Raw genomic sequence first — 26432 nt, forward strand, 5'->3', positions numbered from 1 at the left:
GGCATTCGCGCGCATCAGGTCTCATTGCGGTAACAGGCGTGGGCTTTGACAGCTGCGCGGAAGGCGCGCTCCATCCGGTCCTCGGAAACCACGTCCTCGCCGCGCTTCCGGCTTTTCCAGGCATGAGACAGGTGAGGGGCAAAACCCCTTTGCCGGCCCGAAAACAGCCGTGATACGGCGAATGCGATGAAATGAACTTTGAGCAATCCGTAACGGGCCTTGCCTTCTGGCGATGCGGACGCCATAACGCAACTCACGAGCCATCTCGAACGATGATAGCGAGCGACTTGAGGACGCCATGAAGAAGTTCCTGCTTCAGTTTTTCACCTGGTGGAATGGCCAGACACTGGGCACCCGCTTCCACACGTGGCGCAAAGGCACGCGCGTCGGTGAAGACGAGTTCGGCAACATCTATTACGAAGGCGGCAAGGATTCCGAAGGGCGCACGCGCCGTTGGGTAATCTATAACGGCATTTCCGATGCGTCTCTGGTTCCCGCTGGCTGGCACGGCTGGCTGCACCACCGTGTCGATGTTGCGCCGGTGAACGAAAACTACACGCCGCGCGAATGGCAGAAGCCGCATCAGCCGAATCTCACGGGCACCCCCGCCGCCTATCGTCCGCAGGGATCGATTGCGACCGGCAAGGAGCGCCCGCGCGTGACCGGCGACTATGATGCGTGGACGCCCGGCGGTTGAAGCCGCGCGCTGTTCTCGCCACAATTTAACATTAGTTGTGCGCCTTCCCATGGACTTGGTGATTCCACCGGTCTATCCCGGATGACAAGCGAACAGGACGGGTGTCGAGCCACATGAATTCAGGCCACAAGAAGAAAGCCGGTTTCAGGCTTGTTGCAGCGCTGGGACTGGGAATGGCGACGCTCGCCGCCCTGCCAGCGCAGGCAGAGCGTTTGCAGCACCCGGTGGCCGAATTCACCGGCATCGACAAGATTACCGGCCGCATCATCTCCTTCGACGTCTATATGCATGAGACCGTCCAGTTTGGCGCTCTGCAGGTGACGCCGCGCGTCTGCTACAGCTCCGAGGAGACCGAGGAGCCGCGCACCGACGCTTTCGTGGAAGTGGACGAGATCACGCTGGACCGTGAGATCCGCCGCATCTTCACCGGCTGGATGCTGGCCGAAAGCCCGGGGCTCAATGCCGTCGAGCACGCGGTTTACGACGTGTGGCTCAAGGCCTGCAAGGAAGACACGGAAGTCCCGCCGCCGGACGCGGACTGAGTGAAACCCTACTGATCTCCATCGACGCGGACTCTCAGGGGCTGAAGCGCGCTTCGCCCTTTTGCAGCGCGTCCTGAAGCATCTGCTCATAACGGCTGCGGGGCACGTCGATCGCGCCGAACTGTTTTAGGTGCGGGGTTGTGAACTGCGTGTCGAGCAATGTGAAGCCGCGTTCGCGCAGGCGCTCGACCAGATGCACAAGGCAGACCTTGGAGGCATCGGTCTGGCGCGAGAACATGCTCTCGCCGAAGAAGGCGCGGCCAAGTGTGACGCCGTAGAGCCCGCCCACCAGCCCTTCATCCGTCCAAGCTTCCACCGTGTGGCAGTGCCCGTTCTCGAATAGAAGCCCGTAGGCTTCGCGGATGGGCGCGTTGATCCATGTGTCGTCGGTGTCGCGTCGCGCCTCTGCACAGCCTTCTATGACGCCCTCAAAGTCCGTATCAAAGGCGATACGGAAGGGCGCGCGGCGCAGCGTCTTGGCGAGGCTTTTGGGGATGTGAAAGGAATCGAGCGGGATGACCCCGCGCATTTCCGGCCGCACCCAGAAAACCTCCGGGTCATCGGCACTTTCCGCCATCGGGAAAACCCCGGTGGCGTAAGCGCGAAGAAGAAGATCCGGAGGGATCCGAAATCCTGGTGCGAAAGGTCGTGCCATCGTGCTCAACCGGCCAGATCGCCGGAGAATCACATGGGGCGGCGAGCTTTGGATCGCCCGGCGTCCACTGGACGCACAAAGGGCGATCTCAATCACTGACAGAGAAACGGGGTAACCGAAACTCTAGCTCGTTTTCGCCAGGTAATTCTCCAGCCAGTGGATGTCGTAATCGCCATTGGCGATATCGGGGTTGCCGACCAGATCCTGGAACAGCGGAAGCGTGGTCTTGATGCCGTCGACGACGAACTCGTCCAGCGCGCGGCGCAGACGCATCATGCACTCGACGCGGTTGCGTCCATGCACGATCAGCTTGCCGATCAGGCTGTCGTAGTAAGGCGGGATGCGGTAGCCCGAATAGACGCCCGAATCGACGCGGATGCCAAGACCGCCCGGCGTATGGAAATGCGTGATCGTGCCCGGCGAGGGGGTGAAGGTGCGCGGGTCTTCCGCATTGATGCGGCACTCGATGGCATGGCCCTCGAAACGCACCTCATCCTGCGTGCAGGACAGTCCACCGCCGGAAGCGACGCGGATCTGCTCATGCACCAGATCGATGCCGGTAATGGCTTCCGTCACCGGATGCTCCACCTGCAGGCGGGTGTTCATCTCGATGAAGTAGAATTCGCCATTCTCGTAGAGAAACTCGATCGTGCCCGCGCCGGAATAGCCGAGATCGGCAATGGCCTTGGAGACGATTTCGCCGATGCGGTTGCGCTGCTCGACATTGAGGGCAGGCGAGTTGGCCTCTTCCCACACCTTCTGGTGACGGCGCTGCAGCGAGCAGTCGCGTTCACCCAGATGGATCGCGTTGCCCGCACCGTCGCCCATCACCTGAACCTCGATGTGGCGCGGCTTTTCGAGATACTTCTCGATATACACCGCGTCGTCACCGAAGGCCGCACCCGCTTCTGTGCGGGCGGTGGAGAGCGCCTCGGCAAGATCTGCCTCGGTCCGCGCAACCTTCATGCCGCGTCCGCCGCCGCCGGCCGATGCCTTGATCAGCACCGGATAGCCGATATCGGCGGCAATGCGCTTGGCTTCCACATCGTCGGTCACGGCGCCATCGGAGCCCGGAACCACGGGAATGCCAAGGGCCTTCACCGTCTTCTTGGCGGTGATCTTGTCACCCATGATGCGGATGTGGTCGGCCGAGGGGCCGATGAAGGTGAGATTGTGTGCGGCCAGAATTTCGGAGAACTTGGCGTTTTCCGAAAGGAAGCCGTAGCCCGGATGCACGGCGTCGGCGCCGGTGATCTCGCAGGCGGCCAGAATCTGATGAATGTTCAGATAGCTGTCGCGCGAGGGCGGCGGCCCGATGCATACGCTCTCGTCGGCAAGGCGCACATGCATCGCATCCGCGTCCGCCGTGGAGTGCACGGCTACGGTCTGGATGCCGAGCTCCTTGGCGGCGCGCAGTACGCGCAGGGCGATTTCGCCGCGATTGGCGATGAGGATCTTGTGAAACATGCGCGCCTGCCCCGGACTATTCGATGACGACCAGCGGCTCGCCGAACTCAACCGGCTGCGCATCCTCGAAGAGGATCGCCGTCACGGTGCCGGAACGGGGCGCGGGAATCTGGTTCATGGTCTTCATCGCTTCGATGATGAGAAGCGTCTGGCCTTCCTTCACGGACTGGCCGACTTCGATGAAGGCGTTCGCGCCGGGCGCGGGAGACTTGTAGGCGGTGCCGACCATCGGGGAAGGAACGGCATTCTTGGAATCGGCCGGGCTCTTCTTGGCTTCTTCAGCCGCGGCCGGGGCCGGCACAGCCGGTGCGGGCGCGGGGGCGGGTGCCGGAGCGGCATAGCTCTGCACGGCGACTGCGCCCTGCTTGGCCACGCGAATCCGCAGGTCATCCTGCTCGACTTCGATTTCCGTCAGATTGGTGTCGTTCAGGATCGTCGCAAGCTCGCGAATGAGTTGCTGATCGACCCCCGTCTTTTTTGTCGACATGTGTTTTGTCCTGCTTTTGTCTCAATCCGGCCGGTGTGCGGCCAGCGCATCCAGCGCGAGTACATAACCGATTGTGCCCAATCCGCAAATCATGCCTTTTGCCGCCGGGGCAATCATCGAAACGTGGCGAAACGCTTCGCGGGCATGAATGTTGGAAATGTGCACCTCAATCACCGGGAGCGGGCTCACCGCACGGATCGCATCATGCAATGCAATCGACGTGTGCCCATAGGCGCCGGGATTGATGACGATGCCGGCAGCTTTCTGGCCGGCCTCATGGATCCAGTCAACGAGGTCGCCCTCGTGATTGGACTGGCGAAACTCAATGTCCATTCCAAGTGAAGCCGCCTTGTCCCGGCAGTTCTTCTCGACGTCCTCAAGGGTGTCGCCGCCATAGATGCCGGGTTCGCGCTTGCCGAGCGCATTCAGATTGGGCCCGTTCAGAATGAAGACTGTTTTCGCCATAAAATCGTCCCCTGGCCCTTTTGCGGCACCATCACAAGCTCCTCTATAGAGGGCTTAGACCGTACCGCAAAGATGGCAAGGGGCTTCTTTCTCTGTCCACAGAGCGCTCCGGAGGCTTCCGGCGTGCGCGTCAGTTGCTTTCCGTGCGGGCCTGTTCGATCTTTTCGCCGAGCACATCCTTGCCCAGCGCGCCGAACACAACCTCGTTTCCGACCACATAGGCGGGCGTTCCGGTAACCGCAAGCTGATTCGCCAGTTCATAGGTTTCCGCGAAAGCCTTCTGGATCTCCGGATTTTCCATTTCCTTGCGAAGTGCTGCCTCATCAAGACCAAGGCCGGTCGCAATCGACATGGCCAGTTCGCCATCGGCGCGGGATTCCGAACCCATCAGCTGCTGATGGAACTCGGCGTATTTCTCGGGCGCGGTCGCCTGAACGGCCATGGAAACCACATGGGCCTCGCGCGATTCTGCGGAGAGGATGGGGAATTCCTTGAGCACGAAGCGCACATCGTCATTCTCTTCGAGCAGCGCCTGCATGTCGGCCATGGCGCGTTTGCAGAAGCCGCAATTGTAATCGAAGAACTCGACCACGGTGACCTGGGCTTCCGGATTGCCGATCACGCCGTCATGCGGGCTGTTCAGGAGATCATCCTTGCGATCCTGCAGCACCGTCTTCTGGGCCTCGGCCTGCTGCTCGCGCTGCTTGGTTTCGAGTGCTGCCTGAACCTCGAGCAGGATTTCCGGGTTTTCGAGCAGGTAGTCGCGCACGATCTGTTCGACTTCCGGTTTGCCGAGCGCTGCGCCGTCCGATGCCTGCGCGACATTGCCGAGCACCATGGCGGGCAGGAAGAGGGCGGTTGCCGCCGTAAGGGCGCGGAGTTTGCTGGAAAGAGTCATGATCAAATCCGATTTCATCTGAATTGAGGATATCTGTTTGTTGTGTGGCCCATTTGGGGCGAAAGGTTCACCGATCAACCGGGAGCCTTGTACTGAATGATGTCCTGCGCGCGCAGCCAGCCGGGCGAGCCGCGCTTCATGCGCTTCTGCGCCCTGATGGCGAAAAGCTTCGCATCGCGATACTGGCCGGCATGAAAATAGCCCTCTGCTGAAGCAAGCTCCGCATTGGCGATGTCACCCAACTGACCATAGGCCTGGGCAAGGTAGCGATAGCCATTGGCGAATTCCGGCTCACGCGAAAGCCCGGTCTGCAGTTCCGATGCCGCCTTCTTCACGAGGTCCGGCTGACCGGTCGCCAGAAGCGCCTGCCCATAGCCCACCTGAAGCAGTCCGGGCGTGCCCGGAGCAAGCGATAACGCCCTGGCATAGGCATTGGCTGCATCCTTCGGGCGGTTCGCCTTGATGAGGATGTCACCGCGCAGCTCCTGCAGATAGGGATTGCGGGGCATTTTGGAGATCAGTGCATCGACCTTCTGGAGTGCCGTGCGGGGATTTCCGGTGAGAAAGGTGGCAATCGCGTCGCCATACATGGCGGGAATGCCGCGCGGGTCCTGCCTGAACAGCCGCTGTACGGCCTGCGCGCCTTCCGTATGCGCGGCAATCTTTGCGCGCATCATGTCATGGCGCTGCTGAAGCTGCGCCGGGTCCTTGCGGTCGTAGAAGCGGCTCTTTCGCGCAAGCTCTTCCAGATTGGCGATACGCTCGCGCGGCATGGGGTGGCTGATCTGGTAGGGATCGACATTGACGCCTGCGAGCGCCAGGCCGCCCGCCAGACGGTCGAACGTCGTCAGCATGCCCTTGGCCGACTGGCCGGTCTTGTTGAGATAATCGATGGCCGTGCGGTCGGCGGTCACCTCTTCGGAGCGCTGATAGCCGAGCAGGCCGCGCCGCGCCATTTCCGCACCGCCGGCAGCCATGCCGACACCGGCCGAAGCCAGACCGCGCGTATCCGTTGCTGCACCTGCAACGCCTGCGCCAATGCCGATCAGCGCCGACACGATGGCCATGGTCTGCGCACGCTTCAGCTGCTGGCGCAGACGCTCCTGATGTCCGCCCGCGATATGCCCGGCTTCGTGAGCGATCACGCCGATGATCTCGTTGGGCGTTTCAGCCTGTGTCAGAGCGCCGGTGTGAATGAAGATGCGTCGCCCATCCACGAAGGCGTTGAAGCTGCGATTGTTGACGAGAATGATGTCGATCCCCGAACGGGACAGACCGGCCGCCTTCAGTATCGGGGCGGCATATTCGGTAACAAGAGCCTCGATTTCCGCGTCACGAACGACGGTCACACGCCCCTGCGCCTGCGAAGCCGGCACCGAAACGACAATCAGATAGGATGCCAGCATGAAGAGCGTGGCTGCCCGCGCGATAATCCTGTGAACCATGGTGTCTCTCTCAAGCATTGCCGAATTGGTAGACGAGCATAAGGGCAATGGGAAGGCACAACAGTCTTCGATCATGGAGTTTTGATCTGTGCTCTTGCCGTGTCGCCAATGCAAAAAGGCCGGCGCAATGCACCGGCCTTCCAGTTTTCGGTGTTCCAAATGCTCCAGCTTTAGAAGCCGGCGCACGCTCCTCTAGAAGAAGCTCTTGCGCTGCCACCAGCCGGTCTTGCGGGGGCGATCGCTCTCTGCCGGTTCGGAAGAGGAGACAACCGGTTCCGAAGATACGGCGACTTCTTCCTTGGCAGGCTCTTCGACCGTTTCGTCGACCGCTTTCTGGGCCGGTGCTGCCTCGCTGGGAGCCTCTTCGGCGGCTTCCGGGGCAACCGTTTCTTCCGCAGCCGGCTTGTCTTCGGCTGGCTTGTCTTCAGCCGGTTTGGCCTTGGCGGTGCTGCGACGCGTGGTCGTGCGACGCCGTTTAGGAGCCGGCTTTTCTTCAGCGGCTGCCTCTTCGGCAGGCTTTTCCTCGGCTGCCGCTTCTTCCGTTACGGCTGGAGCCGCTTCGTCGGCTGTCTCGGCAGGCGCGGTTTCAGCCGGTGCAGCAGCCTTGCGGGTGCGGCGGCGCGGCTTGCGAGCAGGCTTCTCCTCGGCGGGCGCATCCGTTGCCTCGGCAGAAGCCTCCGCCTCTGTCCCTGCCTCGGGTGCGGCGGCCTGCGCCTCGGGTACAGCTGCCGGAGCCTCATCGGCAACAACCGGCGTATCGGCTGCTGCCGCCGCCTGCGGGGCTTCTGCGCCTTCCGCGGTCGGAGCGTCCTCGGAAACGTCTGCCTCTACAGAGGCGTCGCCCTCGGCCTGGGCTTCCTGCGTATCGCTGTCGCGACGATTCCTGCGGCCACCACGCTTCCCGCGATGGCGCTTCTTGCGCTCGCCTTCGCCGGCTTCTGCCGGCTTCGTCTCGGCTGCATCCTCGGAAACTGCTGCGTCATCCTCAGCCGCAGCTGCGACGGCATCGTCGTCGCCTGGCATCTGATCTGCGTTCTGATCCTGATTCTGCTCTGCACCCTCGGCGCCGCCATTGTTGCGGTTGCGGCCGCCCCGGCGCTTGCGCTTGCGGCGACGCTTGCGCGGTTCGCCATCCTCACCGGCTTCGGCTTCCTGTGCGGGGGCAGGGGTTTCAACCACCTGTGCGGGCGCCGCCTGCGGGGCTGCCGGCTGCTCCATTCCCGACTTGTCGGCGGGCTGCTGCTTGGTGATCGCAAAATGCTGCGAACCCACGCTGTCATCCGCCTCGACCGTGATGGTCACGCCAAAGCGGTTTTCCATCTCGACCAGATTGGAGCGCTTGTGGTTCAGCAGATAGAGCGCGGTCTGCGCCGGCGTGCGCACGGCGATGTCGTTGCGCGCGTCCTTGAGCAGGTACTCTTCGATGGAACGCACCACATAGAGCGCCACCGACGAATCGGAGCGGATGTGTCCCGTGCCGCCGCAATGGGGGCAGGGCTGCATGGTGCTTTCCAGAACGCTTGCCCGGATGCGCTGACGCGACATTTCCAGAAGGCCGAAATGCGAGATGCGGCCAACCTGGATGCGGGCGCGGTCGTTCTTGAGGCATTCCTTGAGGCGCTTCTCGACCGCCCGGTTGTTCCGGTTCTCCTCCATGTCGATGAAGTCGATCACGATCAGGCCCGCCATGTCGCGCAGCCTCAACTGACGCGCCACTTCCTCCGCCGCTTCCAGATTGGTCTGGAGCGCGGTGTCCTCGATCGAGTGCTCTTTCGTCGAACGGCCGGAGTTCACGTCGATCGCCACCAGAGCCTCGGTCTGGTTGATGATGATGTACCCGCCGGATTTCAGCGTGACCTGCGGCTGCAGCATGCGGTCGAGCTGCGCCTCGATGCCATTGCCGGCAAAGATCGGCGTCACGTCGCGATAGGGCTGAACGACCTTGGCATGGCTCGGCATGAGCATGCGCATGAAGTCTTTCGCCTCGCGATACCCTTCCTCACCGGCCACCAGGATTTCCCCGATGTCCTTGTTGTAGAGGTCGCGCACCGACCGCTTGATGAGGCTTCCTTCCTCGTAGACGAGGGCGGGGGCCGTGGATTCAAGCGTCAGGCTGCGAACCTTCTCCCAAAGGCGCATCAGGTAGTCGTAATCGCGCTTGATCTCCGCCTTGGTGCGGTTTGCACCGGCGGTGCGCAGGATCACGCCCATGCCCTGCGGCACTTCCAGGTGCTTCACGACATCCTTGAGGCGCTTGCGGTCCTGCACATTGGTGATCTTGCGGGAAATGCCGCCACCGCGTGCGGTGTTGGGCATCAGAACCGAGTAGCGGCCTGCCAGCGACAGATAGGTGGTCAGTGCGGCGCCCTTGTTGCCGCGCTCTTCCTTGACGACCTGAACGAGCAGGATCTGGCGGCGCTTGATGACCTCCTGGATCTTGTAGTTCTTGCGGGCGGCGCGGCGCGAGGGCTGCGCTTCTTCCATCGCATCGTCAGCGCCAACCGTGTCGACGTCGTCTTCGTCGTCGTTGCCATTGTTATCGTCATCGGACCGGCTGCGGCGCGAGCGCCGGCTGCGCGGCTCTTCCGAAACCACGTCGGCAGAGGCCTCTGCAGCCATGGCCTGCGGCTTGTCTTCGCCGTCCGCGTCCTGCGCAGTGTCGGCATCGTCGTCGGAAACCGCGTCGGCGTCCGCCCCGGCTTCAGGCTGCGCCTCGGCAACGGCGTCGCTGTCGCCGTCCTCTTCCTGTGCAGCCTCGTCCTGGGAAGCGTCGTCCTGCTGGGCGGTCTTCTTGCGGGTGCTGGCGCGGCGGCGCTTGCGTCCGCCTTTCTGTGCCTGGCGGGGCTCGCTGTCTTCGTCGTCGTCATCGGCCTTGGCTTCTGCGGCTTCGGCCTCCAGAAGCGCCTGACGGTCGGCTACGGGGATCTGGTAATAGTCGGGATGGATTTCGCTGAAAGCGAGAAAGCCATGCCGGTTGCCACCATACTCTACGAAGGCTGCCTGAAGGGAAGGTTCGACGCGTGTGACGCGTGCCAGATAAATATTACCGCGAAGCTGCTTCTTATCCTGAGATTCGAAATCAAACTCTTCGATGCGATTACCGCGAAGGACAACAACCCTCGTTTCCTCCGGATGGGAGGCATCTATCAGCATTTTGTTTGGCATAAATACTTGTCTCCCCGGCAAGGAAAGATTGTCGGGCCGGGCTCGACGGGCGTAGCCGCAAGCCAACGTGACAATCTGTGCCGGATAATCTGAGGCTCGCCGGCGTTGAAGGCCGCGCCAAATTGGGCCGGAGCACCGAGCTTGCGGTGCGTTTCAATCCGGATCTCGTTCCAATTGCGCCTGATGCCATTCCATCGCCCGGCAGAACCGTTTCAACCAAGGCCCGATTTTGCGGGCCAGCTTTTGCTCATGTAGAGCCGGCGCGGACAGTGATGGTCCGGCCGTTTCCTGAAGCCAGGGCTTCCATGCTTGAGGAAGGCCCTGAAAAATTCCTCTTGAATCACCACCCGTTCGGGTTTGCGGCGGCGGATAAAGGTTTGCCCCGTTGCTCATCGCCGTTTGTCAGCTGGGACTCAAACCAAGGACGGATATCGCGATGATTCAAAGATGCTTTTATGATTTGACAGTTGTATTGGCAACCCTGATTTCTATCGCGCCCTGGCCGGGGCGGCCTGCAAATATCATCCAGCTTATTTGCCCAATGTCCCTGCACAGCGCATAAAATATGATCGTTGGCGGTCGATTCGAAGAAAAATTGCCATTTTCTTTCGCTGGAAATGGGGTTGATTCGACTAAATCCGCATGACGCATCGGAGAGAAGCGGTTTTGCACAGACCAGCGTTTTTTTTGACGGTTGTCCTCACCGGGCTCTTTCTCGTTCTCAACAATGCCCTTGCCGATGGTCCTGCGCTCAAGGCGCATGACTACAAGATGGCCGGTGACCAGCAATACACGCGCATCGTCGTGCATTTCGACCGCGCGCCCGATTTTCGCTGGTTCCTCCTGCGCGATCCCAACCGGCTGGTGATCGACATGCCGGCCACCGAATTTACCTTCGATCCTCTGGAGCTGGAGCCACGGGGGCTGGTTGCCGGTGTGCAATATGGCGCCGTCGATGCGCAGCGCGCGCGTCTGCTCTTCAACGCCAAGGGGCCATTCTCGGTCGAAAAGGCCGAGGTGATGAAGAACGAGACCTCCGACGGGTTTCGCCTCATCATCGAAATGCGCGCCAGTTCAGTTGAGGATTTTGACAAGGCCCTGCGGGCCAGCATGACGCCGCCCGACCTTGGTTCCGCCAAGGACGAGGCCGTTGCGATGAAGGATCGTTTCACCGTTGCGCTTGATGCGGGGCATGGCGGCGCCGATGGTGGCGCGCGTGGCGTGAACGGTACGGTCGAAAAGCAGATCACGCTTCTGTTCTCGCTCGAACTCAAGAAAAAGCTCGAGGAGACTGGCCGGTATCGCGTTGTTCTCACACGAGAGGATGACCGTTTCCTGCGTCTCGACGAGCGCGTGCGCATTGCGCGGGAGAAGGGGGCTGACCTCTTCGTTTCGGTCCATGCCGATGCGATTGCCATTCGCAGCGTGCGCGGTGCGACCGTCTACACGGTTTCCGACAAGGCGTCCGACGCCGAGGCTGCGGCTACCGCTGCACGCGAAAACCTGTCTGACGAGATCGCCGGCAAGGTGCCGGAAGAAGAGCAGGACGAGGTCGAGGATATTCTGGTCGATCTCATCCGGCGCGAGACGCACGCCTTCTCCATCCGCTTTGCGCGCACGCTCATCGGCGAACTGTCGAGCACCGTGCAGATGGTGAAAAACCCGCATCGCTATGCGGGTTTCCGCGTTCTGCGCGCCCCGGATATCCCCTCGGTTCTTCTGGAACTGGGCTATCTTTCCAATCCGAAGGACGAAGCGCAGCTGCGCGATCCGGCATGGCGGGAGAAGACAATGGCGGCGATCATTGATGCGATCAGCTATTTTGCCAAGGCAAATGGTGCAGCTGGAGGTTGATCTCAGAGCCCAATTCGTTGCAAGTCTGCAACGGCGCTCCCGTTTTGTGCTGTTCGCGCCGGGGGCGCTGCAATCGCCGTATTTTGCCCACAAGCGTGAGGCATTAAGAGCAGGCGCATGATTTTCCGGCTGTCCTTGCACGAGCGGGCGAAGATCGTGAAAAGAAATGGTATATTGGAATCGCATGGAATGAAGACAGCGGACTGCGTTGCGGTGGCAATCCACCATTCGCCTGTCCCTCTTTGTCCTGCCGATAAGACTTGGAAAGGCTGCGCGGGGCAGTTGCCGCTGACGGGCGGTGAAGTTGCGACCGGGCTTGAATTGGAGCGGGCATGATACGTCTCATCGGGTATTTCTTCGGCGTTGGCATCGTGCTGGCGCTGCTGGTGGCTGCGGGCATCGCGCTCTACATCGGCGATCTGACCAAGGATCTGCCCGATTACGAGGTGCTGGCGAAATATGAGCCGCCGGTCACGACCCGCGTTCACGCCTCCGATGGCGCACTCATGGCCGAGTTCGCGCGCGAGCGTCGCCTCTACCTTCCGATCCAGGCCGTTCCGGATCGCGTCAAGGCTGCGTTCCTTTCCGCAGAAGACAAGAATTTCTACAAGCATCCGGGCATCGACGTGACGGGCCTTGCCCGCGCCGTCGTGACGAATGCGCGCAATCTGGGGTCGGGCCGGCGTCCGGTCGGCGCGTCCACGATCACGCAGCAGGTGGCGAAGAACTTCCTTCTCACCTCCGACCAGACCATGCAGCGAAAGATCAAGGAGATGGTGCTCTCCTTCCGCATCGAGCAGGCCTATTCCAAGGACCGCATCCTCGAACTTTATCTGAACGAGATTTTCTTCGGTCTCGGTGCTTACGGCATCGCCGGCGCGGCGCTGACCTATTTCGACAAGTCGGTCAACGAGCTGACGCTGGAAGAAGCGGCCTATCTCGCTGCTCTTCCCAAGGGCCCGTCGAACTACCATCCCTTCCGTCACACCGAGCGCGCCATCGAGCGCCGCAACTGGGTGATCGACCAGATGGTCGAGAATGGTTACGCCACGGCTGAAGAGGGCGAGAAGGCCAAGAACACCGGCCTCAACGTTTCGCCGCGTCGCCGGGGCACCTATCTGTTCGCCGGCGAGTACTTCACCGAGGAAGTGCGCCGCGACATCATTTCGCGCTATGGCGAAGATGCGCTCTACGAGGGCGGCCTTTCCGTCCGCACCACGCTCGATCCGCAGATGCAGCTTTATGCGCGCAAGGCGCTGCACAATGGCCTTCTGCGCTATGACACGCTGCGCGGCTATCGCGGACCGGTCACGCAGATCGACGTTTCCGGCGACTGGGGTGCAGCCCTCGGCGAAGTCGATGGGCTGAGCGATGTTCCCGAGTGGAATGTGGCCGTGGTTCTTGGAACCGAAGACAACAAGATTTCCATTGGCCTCAAGCCTGAACGTGAGGTTTCCGGCGCACTGTCCGAGGAACGCACGACCGGTACGATTGCGCTGGAAGACATGAAATGGGCCATGCGGCACGTGGTGGACGGCAAGCGCCTCAAGGCGGAACGCCAGTCCGACGTTCTGAAGCCGGGCGATGTGATCTTTGTTGAGAAGAAAGCTGACACGGACCGCGCGTGGACGCTGCGCCAGGTGCCCGAGGTTGAGGGCGCGCTTGTCGCCATGGACCCGCACACGGGCCGCGTTCTGGCCATGGTCGGCGGCTTCTCCTACGCCGAATCCGAATTCAACCGTGCAACGCAGGCCTATCGTCAGCCCGGCTCGGCCTTCAAGCCGGTCGTCTATGCCGCCGCGCTCGACAATGGTTACACGCCTGCCTCCGTGGTGCTTGATGCTCCGATCTCGGTGCAGGTCGGCAATGATGTGTGGGAGCCGAAGAACTACGGCGGCAAGTTTGCCGGCCCTTCGACCCTGCGCGCCGGTATCGAGCGTTCGCGTAACCTGATGACCGTGCGGCTTGCCAAGGATATGGGCATGCCGCTCGTTGCCGATTATGCCGAGCATTTCGGCATCTACGACAAGATGCTGCCGGTTCTGGCCATGTCGCTCGGCTCGGGCGAAACCACAGTCATGCGCATGGTTTCCGCCTATGCGGTCATGGCCAATGGCGGCAAGCAGATCGTTCCGTCGCTGATCGACCGTATTCAGGATCGCTACGGCAAGACTGTCTACAAGCATGACCGTCGCGAATGCGTGGGCTGTGTTGCCAGCGAATGGACCAATCAGGAAGAGCCCGAGATCATCAATGATCGCGAGCAGGTTCTCGACCCGATGACCGCCTACCAGATCACCTCCATGATGGAAGGCGTGGTGAAGCGCGGTACGGCAACCTCCATTGCCGAACTCGGCCGTCCCATCGCCGGCAAGACCGGCACCACCAATGACGAGAAGGATGCCTGGTTCGTTGGCTACACGCCTGATCTCGTGGTTGGCGTCTTCATGGGCTTCGACACGCCGCGCCCGATGGGCCGTGGTTCGACCGGTGGCGGTCTGGCCGCGCCGATCTTCAAGGAGTTCATGGGCAATGCGCTCAAGGACATGCGCCCGGTGGACTTCCAGGTGCCCGAGGGCATGAACATCATCCCGATTGACCGCAAGACCGGCATGCGCGCCGAGTCGGGCCAGCCGGGCGTCATCATGGAAGCCTTCAAGCCCGGCACGGGACCGGCCGACAGCTACTGGGTGATCGGCATGGAAGATTTGGAAGGCATGGGCGGGCCGCGGGTTGTTTCGCCACAGGCCAACCGGGCGGTGAATTCCGGCGCTGGCGGCCTCTACTGACGCAGCGTTCTGAATCTGTGACGCGCCCGCTTTACACAGGCGGGCGCGGTTCATATGGTCCGACGCGATTCAGGAAGCGTTTCCTGAAAAATCCAACAAAGCCGAGGTGTTGATCTGCAATGCGTGCGGAAACCGAAAATCTTGTCGACGAAATCAAGCAGGCCATAAGCCTGCTGAGGAGGCATCTTTGACTGGGATGAGGCAGTAAAGAGGCTGGAATACCTGAATTCGCGCGCTGAAGAGGCCGATCTGTGGAACGATCCGCAGGAGGCGCAGAAGCTGATGCGTGAACGTCAGATGCTGGAAGACAATATCAGCGGGGTCCGTGATCTGACCCAGGCGCTTGAGGACAATATCGGCCTCATCGAGCTTGGTGAGGAAGAGGGCGACGCTGACGTGGTGACGGAAGCCGAGAGCGCGCTCAAGGTGCTCAAGGACGAGATTGCCGCGCGCCAGGTGGAGACGCTGCTCTCCGGCGAGGCCGATGGCAACGACACCTATCTCGAAATCCATGCAGGCGCCGGCGGCACCGAGAGTCAGGACTGGGCACAGATCCTGCTGCGCATGTACACGCGCTGGGCCGAACGTCGCGGCATGAAGGTCGATGTCATGGAAGTCCATGACGGCGAAGAGGCAGGTATCAAGTCGGCAACCCTTCTGATCAAGGGGCGCAACGCCTATGGCTGGCTGAAGACCGAATCGGGCGTGCACCGTCTGGTTCGCATTTCGCCTTTCGACAGCGCTGCGCGCCGGCACACATCCTTTGCCAGCGCCTGGGTCTATCCGGTCATCGACGACACGATCGAGATCGACATTCCCGATTCGGACGTGCGCGTGGATACCTATCGCGCTTCCGGCGCGGGCGGACAGCACGTCAACACGACCGACTCGGCCGTTCGCATCACGCACATTCCGACCGGCATTGTCGTGCAGTGTCAGAAGGAACGCTCCCAGCACAAGAACCGCGCAACCGCGTGGGACATGCTGCGCGCGCGCATTTACGAGGACGAGCTGAAGAAGCGGGAAGATGCGGCCAGCGCCACCGAGGCGTCCAAGACCGACATCGGTTGGGGACACCAGATCCGCTCCTACGTCATGCAGCCCTATCAGCTGGTGAAGGATCTGCGCACAGGCGTGGAAAGCACCAGCCCGCAGGACGTGCTCGACGGCAAGCTTGATGCGTTCATGGAAGCCGCACTGTCGCAGCGCGTGCATGGCGGGGAAGGGGCCGAGGTCGAAGACCTCGCCTGAACCGGCTCATGCGTCGGCGTGAAGAGTAGAACAGCGGGCGGGCCTCAGGCTCGCCCGTTTTGCATCTCAGGAGCCGTCCTTGAGAAACGCGGCGACCTTTCGACCAGCCGTGATGAACTGCGAGGGATTGATGGCCGTACCACCCTTGCGCACTTCATAGTGCAGGTGAGGGCCGGTGGAGCGACCACTGGAGCCGACCTTGCCGATCAGCGTTCCCGGCTCGACCTTCTCGCCCTTCTTGACCAGAAGCTTGCTCATATGCGCGTAGCGTGTGGTCAGTCCGTTGCCATGGTCGATTTCGACCATGCGTCCGTAACCACCGTTCCAGCCGGACTTGATGACGGTGCCGACGCCGGCCGCGTGAATGGGCGCTCCCGTCCGGGCGCGAAAGTCCATGCCGGAGTGATGCGCCCTGCGACCCAGAAACGGGTCGCGGCGGGAGCCGAAGCGGCTGGTGATCTGCGCACCGGGAACCGGATTGGCCAGCGGCAGCGCGCGCGCCTTCCCCTTGATGTCGTTGAGGCGAGACAGCGCATCGTCCAAGTCGCGTACCTGGTCTTCGAAGGCGAGCGCACTGGCCGATGTCAGAAGCGGGCCGCCGACATGCTGTTCGCGCTCGTCTTCCGAAACGCGGACCCCGACATCATCCAGCGCGTCCGCAATGACCTCAGCGCTCTGATAGGCGTTGTCGGCCAGCGTCCTGACGCGGTCGATCTGTTCCGTCTCGATTGATGCGAGCGCGCGGTTGAGTTTCACGAAAAGAAAATCGGCCTTGTCTGCGGCAGAAAGCGGTCGGTCATACGCCTGCGTCTGCGAACGAAGCGGCCAGGGAACGGTATCGGCTTTCGTGGGAGCGAGTGCTGCAACCGCGATGCTGCCGGTCCGTGTCGGATCGAGAAGCGGCTCGGTGTCGGCCTTGATCTGTGGGCGCGGGGCGGGAACCGGCCCCTTTTTGGGCAGGAGTTCCGTGCCGGCGCGGTTTAGAACCGGTTCCAGGCGGCTCTGGCGCTTGGTCAGCTGATCCTGCCGGGCAAGAAGTTCGCCCACCTTTTCCTGCATGAACTGCTGGTCGAGCAATTGACGGCTGGTCACGCGGTCGAGCTGGGCGCGCAGCGACGAGATACGGTCTTCATAGGCCTGCTGGATGCGGGCCTGCCGGGCCACCGTCGCGCCGATCAGATCGTCGCGCATAACCAGATAGGACGTTGCAAGAATGTAGCCGATGCCGATCGCAGCGATCGCTGAGCCCACTGATGCGGCCATCCATGGGCGAACAGTGAAATGTCGTATCTTTTCACCCCGCGCGATAATGATCGTGTGGGGCTCTTTTCGCTTGCCGAAAACCGCAGATTGCTGTGAACGCATCAGAAAATCGAACTTCGTTGCAGGTGAGCTTTGTTCGATTTTGATTACACTTGATTAGGGTTAATAAAGCTTTTCCCGATCAGGCGGGGCGTTAAAGAAAGCGGGGCAGGTGTGCTGCTCCGCTATATTTTATCATTCCCGCCTGTATGCGCACGTCAGGCGATCCTGCCTGACCGGAACTGCTCTAGGCGTTCTGTCTGAGCTTCTTGGCGGCCTCGAGAACGGCCTGTGCGTGACCGGGAACCTTCACCTTGCGCCACACTTCCGCAATGCGGCCTTCCGGATCGATCAGGAAGGTGGAGCGTTCTACACCCATATATTTGCGGCCATACATGCTCTTCTCGACCCACACGCCATAGGCCTGCAGCGTTTCTTTTTCCTGATCGGAAACAAGGCCGACGGTAAGGCCGTGCTTGGTCTTGAACTTGTCATGGCTCTTGGGGCTGTCGGGAGACATGCCCAGCACGACCGTATCGACCACGTCGAATTCGGGCTTCAGTGCGGTGAAGTCGATGGCCTCGACCGTGCAGCCGCTGGTGTTGTCCTTGGGGTAAAAGAAGAGCACAACCGTCTTGCCGCGAAAGTCGGACAATCTGACCTCGCTGCCGCCATCGGCTGGCAGCACAAAATCCGGTGCTTCGCTTCCTTTGACGGGTTCTGTCATTTTCTTTCCCCTGTTTGTGGATAGGCGATGAAAGGGAGAGATATAATGATGTCGATGGATTCGTCCATGGCTGCGGTGTGTCGACGGGAACGGTTGTGGATCAGGAAGGCGCTTCTCACAGGAAAATCAGGTTCAGACGGGGCGAGATAGCGGCTTTGGAGACCTACCCTTCGACTGAGGGCAGGGCTCGTGGCGTGCTGCGGCGTTCGCTGTTCTGGCTGTGGTGCCGGCGCATTCTCATTGTTCTGGTCTCCCTGATCGCGCTTCTTGTGCTGGCCGGCCTTCTGCTTCAGTTCGTTGGCACCGGCTCCATCGGGCAGGATCGCCTCCGCGCCGCTGCCCAAAGGGCGCTGACCTCCGCCGCCGGTTACGAAATCCAGACCGACATGGGGGAGCTCGGGCTGGTTCTGAGTGATCGCAGTCTGGTTGCTCTGGAAATCCGCGATGCGCATCTGAGCAAGGCCGAGACTGGCCACAGAATGGTCGATGCGGACGTTTTGCGTATCGGGTTCCGTCTGCTCCCGCTTCTGAGCGGGAAAGTGGAAGTGGGAAGCGTCGAGCTTTCCGGCGCGCGGGTGCATCTGTCAGCACTTTCCGCGAAGTCCGACGAGGTTGCAGCGGTTGCCCGCTGGCAAAAGCCCATTGATCCGTCTGTTCTGGAAGAGAGCGTGTTTGCGGGCCTGCGGCGGGTCTATGCGATCTCCGAGCGCACCGGAACGCGCTATCTGCGCATGCGTGATGTCGAGATTGTTCTGGATGACGAGACGGGCCGCGCCGTAGCCCTCGACGTCAATGCCGCGCTCGCACCTTCGGGAAAGCTGGAATTCAGGGCCAATGCGGCGCTTGGTGAGCGGGAGGTGGAGCTTGTCGGATCGGCGCTTCGCCCGCTTGCCGATGGACCGATCAAGTCGCTCGAGGTGGAAATCGGTTCCCCCGATCCAACGCTTCTGGAGGCGGCGCGGTCCGTTGCCGGAGAACTGAAGGGAGCCGATGCGCTTCTTGCCGCCACAAGGCTATCGCTCAAGGGCGGCGAGCAGGAGGTCGGAAAAGGCAGGCTACAGTTCGAGGTGGCGCTGCAGGAAGCGCCGTTTGATCTTGGCGAAGATGGCATTCTGACCGCAACGGGCCGTATCCGCGCCGAGATTGGCCGTGAAGCCGGCATGATCGTCATCAATCAGGCAAACCTCGTTGTCGGCCGTTCGGTCTTCAACTTTACCGGCAGGATCGTTCCTCTTGAGAACGAGGAGGCTGACAGCGCGCTTTATGGCTTCGATCTGGTCAGTCCGAAATCGACCATCGCTCCGCTCGATTCACCGCAGGCTGCCGTTCCCTTCGTTGCGGGTGTTTCCGGACGCATCGACACCGGCAGCGGCCGCATCGTCGGCGATACGATCCGTATCGCAACGACATCCGGCGTCATCACCGCAAGCGCTGCTGTAACGCTGGAAGCCGGCAAGACGCCCGGGCTTTCGCTCGCCGTCTATACGAGCGGCATGCCGACCAATGAGGTCAAGCAGTTCTGGCCGTGGTTTGCGGCCTCGGGCGCACGGGAATGGGTGCTTGAAAACCTGTTTGGCGGGCATGTGGTGGAAGGCAATCTGCGTCTGCGCGTTCCGCCCGGCCGGTTCGGCAATGGCCAGCCGCTGAACGATGAGGAAGTGAACGGCGCATTCTCCGTCGCTGATGCCCGTTTCGATATTGCAGGACGCATTCCGCCGGTGCGGGACGCCGCCGGCAGCATCGCCTTCAAGGGCTCCGACATCGATATTGCCATCGAGGCGGGCACCGTCTTCATGCCAAGCGGACGGCAGGTTGCGGCCAGCAATGGCACGCTGTCCGTTCGCAACGCGCATGTTAAGCCGCGCATCGGCAAGCTCGCCATTGATGTTGCCGGCAAGGCGCCCGCCGTCGTCGAACTGGCCTCCTACGAGCCCATCGACGTGTCAGAGCGCATCGATCTCACGCCAAAGGATGTAACCGGCGACGTCACCGGTCATGTGACAGCCGACATCCCCCTGAGCGATGGCATTCCGCGCGACCAGCTTGGCTGGCGGGCGACGCTTGAATACTCCGACCTCTCGATCTCCAAACCCTTCAACGGGCAGATGGTCGCCAATGCCGACGGCGTGCTCATGGTCGAGCCGGGGCGGGCGGACATTTCGGCCACCGCCACACTCAACGGCGTGCCGGCGCGGCTCGAACTGGTGGAACCCTTTGGCGAATCCGATCAGGCGCGCTCGCGCAGGATTGAACTGACGCTTGACGATGCGGCGCGGCGAAAGATCGTGCCGGGCCTTGATGGCATTCTCTCCGGTCCGATGACGGTCGACTATGACGAGCTTGAGGATGGACGCAAGGCGCTCAAGGTCAATCTGGACAAGACGCGCCTGACGCTGCCCTGGATCAACTGGAGCAAGGGAGCGGGCATTCCGGCCACCGCTTCCTTCATTCTGGATGAGAAATCATCCTCCATGGAACTCACGGATTTCAGGCTTTCCGGAAAGACCTTTTCCGCAACCGGGCGCATCACCATTGCCGGCGGTCGGCTCGCATCGGCCCGCTTCGACAAGGCGCGGCTGAACCGCGATGACGATTTCTCCGTCTCCATCGACCGTTCAGGTTCCGCCTACAGGGTGTCGGTGCGCGGCGCGTCGGTCGATGGCCGCGCCATGGTGAAATACTATCTGGGTGCGCAGCAGGGCGCGTCGGGTGGCGATGATGACGGCGCAGACGCGGGCATCACACTCGACGCCCGTCTCGACCGCGTGTCCGGTTTCGGCGGCGAAGTGATGCGCGATGTGTCGCTTGACTACAAGGCGGGGGCCGGTGAGACCGGCAGGCTCGATTTAAAGGGCGTCACCGCATCTGGCGGAGGCGTTTCCCTTTCGCGCGACGCAGGCGGCATTCGCGCCAATTCCTCCGATGCCGGTGCGGTCATGCGTTTCGTGGATTTCTACGAACACATGGAAGGCGGGCGCATGGTGCTGGCCCTGACGGAATCTGGCGGTGGCCGCTTCCAGGGCAGCGTGACGGCCGAGAACTTCTTCATCGTCAACGAGCCGCGTCTGGGGTCTCTGGTCGCCGCAACGGACAATAGCGGCAATGGCGACAAGGTCGATGCCGCACGTGTCAGCTTCGAGCGTGGTTTTGCCAACATCATCAAGGGACCGGGCAGTCTGGCGCTGAGCGATGGCGTTCTGCGCGGTCCGCTGATCGGCACTACCTTTCAGGGCACGCTGTTCGACGCCAATGACAACATCGCGATCACCGGCACCTTCATGCCGCTTTACGGGCTCAACCGCATTTTTGGCGAGATCCCGCTGTTCGGCGCCATTCTCGGCAATGGCCGTGATCGCGGCCTGATCGGCATCACCTATCGTCTTTATGGCAAGCTGAAGGATCCGCAGATGGAGGTGAACCCCATCTCGGCCATTGCGCCGGGCATCTTCCGGCAGATCTTCGAGTATCGATAACGGGCAGCCGCCCATAAAGAAAAAGCGTGCGCCCGGTTGGACGCACGCTCATTTTTCAAATGCGATTGTTGCGCGGCTCAGACCGGGCGCAGAAGCACGTGCTTCTTCTTGCCGAGCGAGAGCTTCACCACGCCTTCCTCGGTGAGGTTGTCGAGGGTTACGGCCTGCCGGTCATCGCTGACGGGCTGGTCGTTGAGGCGCACTGCGCCACCCTTCACATGCCGGCGCGCCTCGCCATTGGAGGCGGCAAGGCCTGCGGTCACGAAGAGCGCCAGTACGCCAACGCCTTCCTCAAGCGCAGAGCGCTCGACTTCGACCGTCGGGAGCGTCTGCGCCAGTGCGCCTTCCTCGAAAGTCTTGCGCGCCGTCTCTGCTGCCTCTTCCGCCGCTTCGCGGCCATGCAGCATTGCCGTTACCTCGGTGGCGAGGATCTTCTTGGCCTCGTTGAGCTCTGCTCCCTGAAGTGCTGCAAGGCGGGCGATCTCATCGAGCGGCATCGTCGTGTAGAGCTTGAGGAAGCGCTCGACGTCGGCGTCCTCGGTGTTGCGCCAGTACTGCCAGAAATCGTACGCGCCAAGCATGTCCGGGTTGAGCCAGACAGCGCCGTCGGCGCTCTTGCCCATCTTCGCGCCCGACGAGGTGGTCAGAAGCGGCGAGGTGAGGGCGTAGAGCTGCGGCGTGCCCATGCGGTGGCCGAGATCGATGCCGTTGACGATGTTGCCCCACTGGTCGGAACCGCCCATCTGCAGGCGGCAGCCAATCCGCCTGTTCAGCTCAACGTAATCGTAGGCCTGGAGGATCATGTAGTTGAATTCCAGGAAGGACAGCGACTGCTCGCGGTCGAGGCGCGTCTTCACCGAATCGAACGACAGCATGCGGTTGACCGAGAAATGGCGGCCCACATCGCGCAGGAATTCGAGGTAATTGATGCCCAGAAGCCAGTCGGCATTGTTGACCATCAGTGCATCCTGAGGGCCGTCGCCGAAGGTCAGGTAGTTGGAGAACACCTTCTTGATGCCGGCAATGTTGTCGGCAATCGTTTCCGGCGTCATCAGCTTGCGCGCCTCGTCCTTGAAGGACGGGTCGCCGATCATGCCGGTGCCGCCGCCCATCAGGGCGACCGGGCGATGGCCGGTCTTCTGCATCCAGTGCAGCATCATGATCTGGATCAGACCGCCGGCGTGCAGGCTCGGAGCGGTTGGGTCAAAGCCGATATATGCCGTGACCGTCTCGTTCCGGAAGAGTTCATCGAGACCTGCATTGTCGGAGGTCTGGTGAATGAACCCGCGTTCGCTCAGCGTGCGCAGGAAGTCGGATTTGAAGGCGGTCATGATCTTTCAGGCTCTTTGATGTTTGACGGAGGGCGCTGCCGGGGCAGCGCCTGTCCGTCGGACAGTTTACTTGAGGCGTTTGGGGCGGGGCTCGGACAGCTCGCCGCGCAGGCGGCGGTCGAGATAATCCGAGCATTCACCGATCAGGTTGTCGATCTGGTCGGTATAGAAGTGATTGACGCCGGGCATCGTCTTCTGGGTGATCGTAATACCCTTCTGCGACTGCAGTTTGTCAACGAGACCCTGAACGTCTGCCGGCGGCGCGACCCTGTCGGCGTCGCCATGGATGATCAGGCCCGAAGACGGGCAGGGGGCGAGGAACGAGAAGTCGTAGAGGTTCGGCTGCGGCGAGATGGACATGAAGCCCTCGATCTCGGGACGGCGCATGAGAAGCTGCATGCCGATCCACGCACCGAACGAGTAGCCGGCGATCCAGCAGTTCTTCGAATCGGGATGGAGCGTCTGCACCCAGTCGAGCGCCGCCGCTGCATCCGACAATTCGCCGGTGCCGTGGTCGAATGCGCCCTGGCTGCGGCCGATGCCGCGGAAGTTGAAGCGAAGCGTGGTGAAGCCGCGGCTCTGGAACATGTAGAAAAGATCGTAGACGATCTTGTTGTTCATCGTGCCGCCGAACTGTGGGTGCGGGTGCAGGATGAGCGCGATCGGAGCGTTCTTTTCCTTGGACGGCTGATAGCGTCCTTCCAGGCGTCCGGCCGGTCCGGCGAAAATGACCTCAGGCATGAGTACTCCACATTGGGCGTCGCAGCGCTTCGGGTTGCACAAGGAACTATGTTCCTTACCCTTGACGCGACGCCGACGCCTCCATAGAAGCTAGTTTAGAATTATTCAAAAATGACAGACGCAACGCGTCCATCATGTCGGCAAGCCGGGTAGATAGGACGGCTCGCCCTAAAAATTCAAGGAAATTACGCCATTGAGGCCAAGTTTGGCCAAGAAGGCGTAAAGCAGACGTCGGATTCGCGGAGAAAAGCGGAAAATCAATGTCGGCAGCCCGTGCTTATCTTGATTACAACGCCAGTGCGCCTCTCCTTGAGTGCGCGCGCGCGGCCATGCTTGATGCACTGGCCATGCCTGCGAATCCCTCGTCCGTTCACAGCGAGGGGCGTGCCGCCAAGCGTGTTCTCGAGACTGCGCGCCGACAGGTTGCAGCACTCGTCGGCGGAGAGCCCGCCCATGTGGTGTTCACTTCCGGTGCGACCGAGGCTGCGGCAACGCTTCTCTCTCCACGCTGGACGATGGGGCGTGCGCCGCTGACCTTCTCTGCGCTCTACGTGAGTGCCGCCGATCACCCCTGCATTTTGAAGGGCGGGCGCTTTTCCGCCAGCGCTATCAATACGATAGCCGTTCGTCCTGACGGCTTGGTCGATCTGATCGATCTTGAGGCGAAGCTCGCCGCCCATGATCGCGGCGAAGGGCTTCCGCTGGTCGCCGTGCACGCGGTCAACAATGAAACCGGCATCATTCAGCCGCTTGAAGATATCGGCCGTATCGCAAAGGCGGCAGGCGCGGTGGTCGTCATCGACGCGGTGCAGGCTGCCGGTCGGATTCCGCTCGATATTTCAGCGGGATATGCAGACTATCTTATTCTTTCCTCGCACAAGATCGGTGGCCCGAAGGGCGCAGGCGCCATCGTCGGCAGCGCTGACCTGATGATGCCTGAACCGCTGATCAATGGTGGCGGGCAGGAGAAGGGGCATCGCGGCGGCACGGAGAATCTGGCTGCTATCGCAGGCTTTGGCGCAGCAGCGTCCGAGGCGCTCGGCAAACTGTCTGGCATCGATGCGCTTGCCGCCATGCGTGACCGTTTCGAGGCTGCCATTCTGGCGCATGTACCCGATGCCGTGATCCATGGCCGGGGCGCGCCGCGCGTTGCCAACACCAGCTTCTTCTCGATCCCCGGCACCAAGGCCGAGACAGCGCAGATCGGCTTCGACCTTGGCGGTGTGGCCCTGTCTGCGGGATCCGCCTGTTCTTCTGGGCGTGTGGGACCAAGCCACGTGCTTGAAGCCATGGGGCTTGGTGATCAGGCCAGTGCGCTGCGCGTTTCCATCGGGCACGCGACGGGCGAGGGTGAACTGGCACTTTTCGATGCGGCGCTGGCCAATATCGCCCGGCGGCGCAAGGGCGCTTCCGAGGCCGCCTGAGGCGGCGCTGTGAGAAAAATGGAACTGATGCAGATTAAAATGGAGAAAAAGACACATATTTAATATGTGACCGGATGAAACATCTGCTCCGATGCACTACATGAGGGTTGCCGCAAGGCAATCACGGTGTGCTCAATTTTGAAGACGGCCGGGTCTTGACCCCGGCATGGATGGAGAACGCATATGCCTGCCGTGCAGGAGACGATTGATCAGGTCCGCATGATCGATGTGGACCAGTACAAATATGGTTTCGAGACGCTCATCGAGAGCGAGCTGGCCCCCAAGGGCCTCAACGAAGACATCATCCGCTTCATTTCGGCCAAGAAGGAAGAGCCGGAATGGATGACGGAGTGGCGGCTGAACGCCTACAAGCGCTGGCAGGCCATGGAAGAGCCGAGCTGGGCGCGCGTCAGCTATCCCAAGATCGACTTTCAGGATCTGCACTATTACGCAGCGCCGAAGAACCAGACCGGCCCGAAGTCGCTGGACGAAGTTGATCCGGAATTGCTCAAGACTTACGAAAAGCTCGGTATCCCCTTGAGGGAGCAGGAAATTCTTGCCGGCGTTCGCAAGCAGGGCGAGCCGAGTGAGCTGGACGAAAACCCGAGCGACAATGTCTACAGCTCCGGTCGCGTTGCGGTTGATGCGGTGTTCGATTCCGTGTCGGTCGTGACCACGTTCAAGGAAGAACTCGCCAAGGCCGGCGTGATCTTCTGCTCGATCTCCGAGGCGATCCGCGAGCATCCCGAGCTGATCCAGAAATATCTGGGATCGGTCGTGCCGGTGTCGGACAATTATTATGCTGCGCTGAACTCCGCCGTCTTCACCGATGGCTCCTTCGTCTATGTGCCGAAGGGCGTGCGCTGCCCGATGGAATTATCGACCTATTTCCGCATCAACGAGCGCAACACCGGCCAGTTTGAGCGCACGCTGATCATCGCGGAAGAGGGCGCCTATGTGTCCTATCTGGAAGGCTGCACCGCGCCGCAGCGCGACGAGAACCAGCTGCACGCCGCTGTGGTCGAGCTGATTGCGCTGGATGATGCGGAGATCAAATACTCCACGGTCCAGAACTGGTATCCGGGCGATTCCGAGGGCAAGGGCGGTATCTACAACTTCGTCACCAAGCGCGGCGATTGCCGGGGCAATAACTCCAAGATCTCCTGGACCCAGGTCGAGACCGGTTCGGCGATCACCTGGAAGTACCCGTCCTGCATCCTGCGTGGCGACAACAGCCGCGGCGAGTTCTACTCGATTGCCGTTTCCAACGGCCATCAGCAGATCGATTCCGGCACCAAGATGCTGCATCTGGGCAAGAACACGTCGAGCCGCATCATCTCCAAGGGAATCTCCGCCGGCAAGTCGCAGAACACCTATCGCGGACAGGTTTCGGCGCACCGCAAGGCGGCCAACGCCCGTAACTTCACCCAGTGTGACAGCCTGCTGATCGGCAATGACTGCGGCGCGCACACGGTGCCCTACATCGAAGCGAAGAACGCTACGGCGCAGTTCGAGCACGAGGCGACCACGTCGAAGATTTCCGAGGATCAGCTGTTCTACGTCATGCAGCGCGGCATTCCCGAGGAAGAGGCCATCGCGCTCATCGTCAACGGCTTCGTCAAGGACGTCATCCAGGAACTGCCGATGGAGTTCGCCGTCGAGGCGCAGAAGCTCATCGGTATTTCGCTTGAAGGTTCGGTCGGCTGAGGCCGGCGCATT

The 26432-nt window shown here is 61.4% G+C and carries 20 protein-coding genes; 8 read left to right on the forward strand and 12 right to left on the reverse strand.

Annotation, left to right across the window (positions count from 1 at the left end; genetic code table 11):
* Nucleotides 1-14 precede the first annotated feature (14 nt).
* Complete coding sequence (locus JYP46_RS05195) at nt 15-245, reverse strand: hypothetical protein (RefSeq protein ID WP_206547492.1); 231 nt, start codon at nt 243-245, stop codon at nt 15-17.
* Between the two features lie 53 nt (nt 246-298).
* Here JYP46_RS05195 and JYP46_RS05200 point away from each other — a divergent pair, with 53 nt between their 5' ends.
* Nucleotides 299-697, forward strand: coding sequence for an NADH:ubiquinone oxidoreductase subunit NDUFA12 (locus tag JYP46_RS05200; RefSeq protein WP_113155334.1), 399 nt, complete (start codon nt 299-301; stop codon nt 695-697).
* A gap of 113 nt (nt 698-810) precedes the next feature.
* Entirely contained in the window at nt 811-1239 is a 429-nt protein-coding gene (locus JYP46_RS05205) for a DUF2155 domain-containing protein (protein ID WP_206547493.1), read from the forward strand.
* A 34-nt stretch (nt 1240-1273) separates the two neighbouring features.
* On the opposite strand, the gene aat is transcribed toward JYP46_RS05205, so the two are convergent.
* The 7 genes from aat to JYP46_RS05240 form a co-directional block, all read right to left on the reverse strand.
* On the reverse strand, nt 1274-1894 hold the full coding sequence (gene aat / locus JYP46_RS05210) for a leucyl/phenylalanyl-tRNA--protein transferase (protein WP_206546268.1): 621 nt from the start codon (nt 1892-1894) through the stop codon (nt 1274-1276).
* Between the two features lie 123 nt (nt 1895-2017).
* A complete protein-coding gene (gene accC / locus JYP46_RS05215; protein WP_113155331.1) occupies nt 2018-3361 on the reverse strand; it encodes an acetyl-CoA carboxylase biotin carboxylase subunit in 1344 nt (447 codons plus the stop codon).
* 16 nt (nt 3362-3377) lie between these two features.
* Entirely contained in the window at nt 3378-3848 is a 471-nt protein-coding gene (gene accB, locus JYP46_RS05220; protein WP_206547494.1) for an acetyl-CoA carboxylase biotin carboxyl carrier protein, read from the reverse strand.
* A 21-nt stretch (nt 3849-3869) separates the two neighbouring features.
* A complete protein-coding gene (gene aroQ / locus JYP46_RS05225; RefSeq protein WP_206547495.1) occupies nt 3870-4313 on the reverse strand; it encodes a type II 3-dehydroquinate dehydratase in 444 nt (147 codons plus the stop codon).
* 130 nt (nt 4314-4443) lie between these two features.
* Entirely contained in the window at nt 4444-5211 is a 768-nt protein-coding gene (locus JYP46_RS05230) for a DsbA family protein (protein ID WP_206547496.1), read from the reverse strand.
* A gap of 74 nt (nt 5212-5285) precedes the next feature.
* A complete protein-coding gene (locus JYP46_RS05235; protein WP_113155328.1) occupies nt 5286-6656 on the reverse strand; it encodes a M48 family metalloprotease in 1371 nt (456 codons plus the stop codon).
* A gap of 192 nt (nt 6657-6848) precedes the next feature.
* A complete protein-coding gene (locus JYP46_RS05240) occupies nt 6849-9821 on the reverse strand; it encodes an Rne/Rng family ribonuclease (RefSeq protein ID WP_206547497.1) in 2973 nt (990 codons plus the stop codon).
* A gap of 687 nt (nt 9822-10508) precedes the next feature.
* On the opposite strand from JYP46_RS05240, the gene JYP46_RS05245 reads away from it, so the two are divergent.
* From JYP46_RS05245 to prfB, 3 genes are all read left to right on the forward strand, one after another.
* Nucleotides 10509-11675, forward strand: coding sequence for an N-acetylmuramoyl-L-alanine amidase (locus JYP46_RS05245; protein WP_222473919.1), 1167 nt, complete (start codon nt 10509-10511; stop codon nt 11673-11675).
* Between the two features lie 332 nt (nt 11676-12007).
* Nucleotides 12008-14464, forward strand: coding sequence for a penicillin-binding protein 1A (locus JYP46_RS05250; RefSeq protein ID WP_206546263.1), 2457 nt, complete (start codon nt 12008-12010; stop codon nt 14462-14464).
* A gap of 119 nt (nt 14465-14583) precedes the next feature.
* Nucleotides 14584-15715 (forward strand): peptide chain release factor 2 gene (gene prfB / locus JYP46_RS05255; protein ID WP_113155324.1). Its coding sequence is split into 2 segments (ribosomal slippage): nt 14584-14652 and nt 14654-15715, totalling 1131 coding nucleotides; the frame shifts between segments, so codons are not numbered across the junction.
* Between the two features lie 66 nt (nt 15716-15781).
* On the opposite strand, the gene JYP46_RS05260 is transcribed toward prfB, so the two are convergent.
* Both JYP46_RS05260 and JYP46_RS05265 read right to left on the reverse strand, forming a co-directional pair.
* On the reverse strand, nt 15782-17083 hold the full coding sequence (locus JYP46_RS05260; RefSeq protein WP_206547718.1) for a M23 family metallopeptidase: 1302 nt from the start codon (nt 17081-17083) through the stop codon (nt 15782-15784).
* A gap of 181 nt (nt 17084-17264) precedes the next feature.
* Complete coding sequence (locus JYP46_RS05265) at nt 17265-17744, reverse strand: peroxiredoxin (protein ID WP_206547498.1); 480 nt, start codon at nt 17742-17744, stop codon at nt 17265-17267.
* 194 nt (nt 17745-17938) lie between these two features.
* Here JYP46_RS05265 and JYP46_RS05270 point away from each other — a divergent pair, with 194 nt between their 5' ends.
* On the forward strand, nt 17939-21217 hold the full coding sequence (locus JYP46_RS05270; RefSeq protein WP_222473921.1) for a YhdP family protein: 3279 nt from the start codon (nt 17939-17941) through the stop codon (nt 21215-21217).
* A gap of 77 nt (nt 21218-21294) precedes the next feature.
* Here the strand turns inward: JYP46_RS05270 and tyrS are convergent, their stop codons facing one another.
* Nucleotides 21295-22548, reverse strand: a complete 1254-nt coding sequence (tyrS, locus tag JYP46_RS05275) for a tyrosine--tRNA ligase (RefSeq protein WP_206546261.1) — start codon at nt 22546-22548, stop codon at nt 21295-21297.
* A gap of 66 nt (nt 22549-22614) precedes the next feature.
* Nucleotides 22615-23289, reverse strand: a complete 675-nt coding sequence (locus tag JYP46_RS05280; protein ID WP_113155319.1) for an alpha/beta hydrolase — start codon at nt 23287-23289, stop codon at nt 22615-22617.
* Between the two features lie 260 nt (nt 23290-23549).
* Between JYP46_RS05280 and JYP46_RS05285 the strand changes: the two genes are divergently transcribed.
* Together JYP46_RS05285 and sufB are read left to right on the forward strand one after the other, a co-directional pair.
* Nucleotides 23550-24713, forward strand: a complete 1164-nt coding sequence (locus tag JYP46_RS05285) for a cysteine desulfurase family protein (protein WP_206547499.1) — start codon at nt 23550-23552, stop codon at nt 24711-24713.
* A gap of 183 nt (nt 24714-24896) precedes the next feature.
* Complete coding sequence (sufB, locus tag JYP46_RS05290) at nt 24897-26420, forward strand: Fe-S cluster assembly protein SufB (RefSeq protein ID WP_090326480.1); 1524 nt, start codon at nt 24897-24899, stop codon at nt 26418-26420.
* Nucleotides 26421-26432: the final 12 nt, after the last annotated feature.

It is taken from the genome of Nitratireductor aquimarinus (assembly GCF_017255295.1).
GTDB classification, from domain to species: Bacteria; Pseudomonadota; Alphaproteobacteria; order Rhizobiales; family Rhizobiaceae; genus Nitratireductor; species Nitratireductor aquimarinus.

Bases quoted from the DNA above. Each gene is read 5' to 3' on its own strand.
- JYP46_RS05195 (WP_206547492.1), bottom strand. From the start codon at position 245: ATGGCGTCCGCATCGCCAGAAGGCAAGGCCCGTTACGGATTGCTCAAA.
- JYP46_RS05200 (WP_113155334.1), top strand. From the start codon at position 299: ATGAAGAAGTTCCTGCTTCAGTTTTTCACCTGGTGGAATGGCCAGACA.
- JYP46_RS05205 (WP_206547493.1), top strand. From the start codon at position 811: ATGAATTCAGGCCACAAGAAGAAAGCCGGTTTCAGGCTTGTTGCAGCG.
- aat (WP_206546268.1), bottom strand. From the start codon at position 1,894: ATGGCACGACCTTTCGCACCAGGATTTCGGATCCCTCCGGATCTTCTT.
- accC (WP_113155331.1), bottom strand. From the start codon at position 3,361: ATGTTTCACAAGATCCTCATCGCCAATCGCGGCGAAATCGCCCTGCGC.
- accB (WP_206547494.1), bottom strand. From the start codon at position 3,848: ATGTCGACAAAAAAGACGGGGGTCGATCAGCAACTCATTCGCGAGCTT.
- aroQ (WP_206547495.1), bottom strand. From the start codon at position 4,313: ATGGCGAAAACAGTCTTCATTCTGAACGGGCCCAATCTGAATGCGCTC.
- JYP46_RS05230 (WP_206547496.1), bottom strand. From the start codon at position 5,211: ATGACTCTTTCCAGCAAACTCCGCGCCCTTACGGCGGCAACCGCCCTC.
- JYP46_RS05235 (WP_113155328.1), bottom strand. From the start codon at position 6,656: ATGGTTCACAGGATTATCGCGCGGGCAGCCACGCTCTTCATGCTGGCA.
- JYP46_RS05240 (WP_206547497.1), bottom strand. From the start codon at position 9,821: ATGCCAAACAAAATGCTGATAGATGCCTCCCATCCGGAGGAAACGAGG.
- JYP46_RS05250 (WP_206546263.1), top strand. From the start codon at position 12,008: ATGATACGTCTCATCGGGTATTTCTTCGGCGTTGGCATCGTGCTGGCG.
- JYP46_RS05265 (WP_206547498.1), bottom strand. From the start codon at position 17,744: ATGACAGAACCCGTCAAAGGAAGCGAAGCACCGGATTTTGTGCTGCCA.
- tyrS (WP_206546261.1), bottom strand. From the start codon at position 22,548: ATGACCGCCTTCAAATCCGACTTCCTGCGCACGCTGAGCGAACGCGGG.
- JYP46_RS05280 (WP_113155319.1), bottom strand. From the start codon at position 23,289: ATGCCTGAGGTCATTTTCGCCGGACCGGCCGGACGCCTGGAAGGACGC.
- JYP46_RS05285 (WP_206547499.1), top strand. From the start codon at position 23,550: ATGTCGGCAGCCCGTGCTTATCTTGATTACAACGCCAGTGCGCCTCTC.
- sufB (WP_090326480.1), top strand. From the start codon at position 24,897: ATGCCTGCCGTGCAGGAGACGATTGATCAGGTCCGCATGATCGATGTG.